Annotated in this window: 1 protein-coding gene; it reads left to right on the plus strand. The window is 39.7% G+C overall.

Going from position 1 to position 817, the window contains the following annotated elements; all coding sequences use genetic code 11:
- Window positions 1-35 precede the first annotated feature (35 nt).
- A partial coding sequence (locus RBATCC27255_RS01110; RefSeq protein ID WP_147639941.1) for an RHS repeat-associated core domain-containing protein occupies window positions 36-817 on the plus strand: 782 nt, incomplete at its 3' end.

The raw sequence follows: 817 nt of genomic DNA on the forward strand, positions 1-817 counted from the left end.
TGCAACACTCACAAATGGTGATACAAGCATAAGCTATGGCTATGACAGTGACAGTGTTCGTACAACTAAACGGAGTAAAATACACATATGCTTATCTTAACGGTCAGTTATTGTATGAAACCCGTGGTGATGCAAAGTTCTATTATTCATACGATGCAAACGGAATTTTGTATAATGTCAGATACACCTTGACTGACGGCGGTACCGAATATTCGTATTATTACACCCACAATTCCCGTGGCGATATTGTCGGAATTTATAACGGAGTGGGTGAACTCAAAGCGCACTATGAATATGACGCTTGGGGTAATGTGATTTCTATAACCGATAATAACGGAAATGCAATCACAAACCCGAACCATATCGGTAATTTGAATCCGTTCCGTTACAGAGGTTATTATCAGGACACAGAAACAGGTCTTTACTACCTTATGAGCCGTTACTACGACCCAATAACCCACCGCTTTATAAATGCCGACGGTTATTTCCAATCAGGAACCTCTATTTTGGATGCTAATACATTTGCTTATTGTGGTAATAATCCAGTTCTCAATGTTGATCCATTAGGCGCCTGCAAAGTTCCTAATTACACATCGGCAGGGACATACATTGGACATACTTGGAAGATTAAAGAATCAGTTCCGGGTGTCCCGGGTTTTTGTAATGTTTGTAAGGGTTACGGATCAAATGCTCCCTCGAATACCTCACACAGTTTCGTTATTAGTTCTTATACGACACCTTCTACAAAAAAACAAGACTACAACACTTGGAATAAGGTGGCAGATTCTTTTGGAGCTATATTTTGTAGTTTAGAAGT

The sequence above is a fragment of the Ruminococcus bromii genome (genome assembly GCF_002834225.1).
Classification (GTDB): domain Bacteria; phylum Bacillota; class Clostridia; order Oscillospirales; family Acutalibacteraceae; genus Ruminococcoides; species Ruminococcoides bromii.